The organism is Allgaiera indica (assembly GCF_900106675.1).
GTDB classification, from domain to species: domain Bacteria; phylum Pseudomonadota; class Alphaproteobacteria; order Rhodobacterales; family Rhodobacteraceae; genus Acidimangrovimonas; species Acidimangrovimonas indica.
The window spans coordinates 1-2878 of the sequence record NZ_FNOB01000062.1 but is presented as its reverse complement, the minus strand read 5'-3'; the positions used below and the strand labels follow the sequence as shown (position 1 = coordinate 2878).

Annotated in this window: 1 protein-coding gene and 1 pseudogene; both read left to right on the top strand. The window is 61.8% G+C overall.

Features of this window, described 5'->3' with window-relative positions:
* Positions 1–96 precede the first annotated feature (96 nt).
* Positions 97–1196 (top strand): annotated as a pseudogene (locus BLV97_RS20505) (IS21/IS408/IS1162 family transposase); the annotation flags it as partial.
* Positions 1186–1968: an IS21-like element helper ATPase IstB gene (istB, locus tag BLV97_RS20500; protein ID WP_035841485.1), complete on the top strand. Its 783-nt coding sequence runs from the start codon at positions 1186–1188 to the stop codon at positions 1966–1968. The pseudogene BLV97_RS20505 and the gene istB, both read left to right, overlap by 11 nt.
* The last annotated feature ends 910 nt before the right edge of the window (positions 1969–2878 follow it).

The following is a 2878-nucleotide window of genomic DNA, read 5'->3' as shown; positions in this document are numbered from 1 at the left end:
ATTGGCAGAGAAATGATATCAATCAACCCGATCAGCAGGTGCAACGAGTAGCTTAATTTACGCCAGATCCTGTCCAAGAGACGGGGAGTAGCTCAGTCCCACAGTCGCGCCTTCCTCGTCCGAGCCTATTTGCTACAGACCCATGAGATGCTGTTCGATGCCCATTGGCACGGCTTCCGCGTCTTTGGCGGCATTCCGGAGCGCGGGATCTACGACAACATGAAGACAGCGGTGGATCGGGTTGGCCGCGGCAAGGAGCGCCAGGTGAACATGCGCTTCCCGGCCATGGCGAACCACTACGTGTTCGAGCCGGAGTTCTGCAATCCAGCGGCGGGCTGGGACTGCGCCAGTGTGGCGCCACCGGTTCGAGCCCGCTGGCGCAGGGTCAGGTCGAAAAGAACGTTCAGGGCGCCCGCCCGCGCTTATGGAACCCCATGCCGAACTTCACCGACCTTGCTTCGCTGAACGTATGGCTGGAGCGGCGCCGCATGGAGCTCTGGCGCGAGATTCCCCATGGCACCCTCGCGGGCAGCATCGCGGATGCATGGGGCACGGAGCAAGCCACGCTCATGCAGTTGCCGGCTGCCTTTGATGGCTTTGTCGAGCAGAGCAAGCGCGTGTCGCCGACCTGCTTGATCGGCTTCGAGCGCAATCGCTACAGCGTCCCCGCCTCCTTCGCCAACAGGCCGGTCAGCCTCCGGATTCACCCCGATCGCCTCGTGGTCGCTGCGGAAGGGAAAATCCTGTGCGAGCACGAGCGGCTGATCCAGCGATCTCACCATCTGCCCAGCAACACGATCTACGACTGGCGCCACTACCTGGCCGTCATTCAGCGAAAGCCCGGTGCCCTGCGCCATGGCGCGCCCTTCGTGGACCTGCCGCCCGCCTTCCGGCAGTTGCAGAGCCATTTGCTGCGACGGCCCGGGGGAGACCGGGAGATGGTCGACATCCTGGCCCTGGTATTGCATCACGACGAGCAAGTGGTGCTGAGCGCGGTCGAACTCGCGCTCTCCCAGGGCGTGGCCACCAAGACCCACGTCCTGAACCTTCTGCACCGCCTGATCGACGGGAAGTCGATCGACGCTCCCTCCATCGACACGCCGGTCGCCCTGGCCCTCAAACGAGAGCCTCGGGCCAATGTGGAGCGCTATGACGAGTTGCGGTCTCGCGATGCTGGTGGACGCCATGCGTCATGACCCAGCCAGCGGTGCCATCGTGATCATGCTGCGCAGCCTCAAGATGCACGGGATGGCTCAAGCCGTAGCCGACCTGATCGAACAGGGCGCGCCGGCGTTCGAAGCCGCCATGCCGATCCTGACCCAGTTCCTGAAGCCCGAGGTCGCGGAGCGCGAGGTGCGTTCCATCGCCTACCACATGAAGGCAGCCCGCTTCCCGGCCTACAAGGATCAGCCCAACTTCGACTTCTCGTCCAGCGAGATGAACGAGGCGACGGTGCGCCAGTTGCATCGCGGCGAGTTCATGGAAGGGGCGCAGAACCTCGTTCCCATCGGCGGTCCCGGGACCGGGAAGACCCACATCGCCACCGCGCTCGGCATCCACGCCATCGAGCATCATCGCCGGAAGGTGCGCTTCTTCTCGACCATCGAACTGGTCAACGCTCTCGAACAGGAAAAGGCCAAGGGAAAGGCCGGACACATTGCCGAGACACTCGCTCGCCTCGACCTGGTGATCCTGGACGAACTCGGATACCTGCCGTTCAGCGCTTCAGGAGGCGCCTTGCTCCTCCATCTGCTGAGCAAACGCTACGAGCGCACCTGCGTGATCATCACCACGAACCTCAGCTTCAGCGAGTGGGCAATCGTGTTCGGTGACGCCAAAATGACCACCGCACTCCTCGACCGGCGGACCTATCGCTGCCACATCCTCGAGACCGGAAACGACAGCTTCCGCTTCAAGGACAGCGCGGCTGCAGCAACGCGGAAAAAAGGGAGGGCAACAATGCCTTGACCCAAACATGACCCGCTCAACATAATCCAAGGTGGGTCACTTCTCGATGGAAAACCCGGGGCAGTTCTGCGTGGAAATCAACACCTGTCATGATCTTCGGAGGACTGCCGCGACCATATTGAAGCAGGGTCGCGTCGCACCGTCTGTCATTGACGCATTGCTGTGCCATACCGATCCTTTGAAAGCTGAGCAGGTCTCGGAGTCCGCGGGAAACTACATTTTCGATGAACAAATCCTCGAGCATCTTCCTGACCCACACAGAGAGGCCGTCAACTTGCTTGCGAGTCTGCTGAAGGCGACTGAGGCACAAGAGCCGAAGTCACTCGAGACAAACGGAACCACCGCACCTGTCCGGGGGATTGCACATACCCGGAACGTCCCCTGCCGGGGTCTTACTCTGAACACGCGACGATCCCCATGGGCCAGCACATAGGGGGCAGGTCACTCTGAGTGGGACGTTTCTTCACTTGCCGCCCTCCAAGCCATGCAGTCATGCAAATAGCTGCAAGCATCCTTGCTCAGGCGAACTACACCGAGCAGCCTCGACAGGTCGAGCGCGGGATCTTCGGAAGCCGCAAGATCCTGCTCGTGAGCGTTGGACTGTCAGGGCGGAAACCGGCCATTTGCAGGTGCGGCAGGGCTTCTGCAGCATCTGGCAGAAGGGGCCATTCGAGCAAGCATTACCGACAGAACATCCAGGGACCGACAGTGTGCGCAAGAAGGCGGCACCAGGTGCATGGCGCCTCCGCAAAGGCCCGAGGCTACGGTGCGGCCTTCGACGAAAGCCACCGCAACACGGCTTCGGTCGCCGGATTGCGATTGGACCGGCGTTGCGCCAGCAGAAAAAAGTCCTGTTTCCCATCGAATGTCTCGGGGATGACCTGCGCCAGAGTGCCGGCGGCGAGGTCGC

Bases quoted from the DNA above. Each gene is read 5' to 3' on its own strand.
- istB (WP_035841485.1), top strand. From the start codon at position 1,186: ATGCGTCATGACCCAGCCAGCGGTGCCATCGTGATCATGCTGCGCAGC.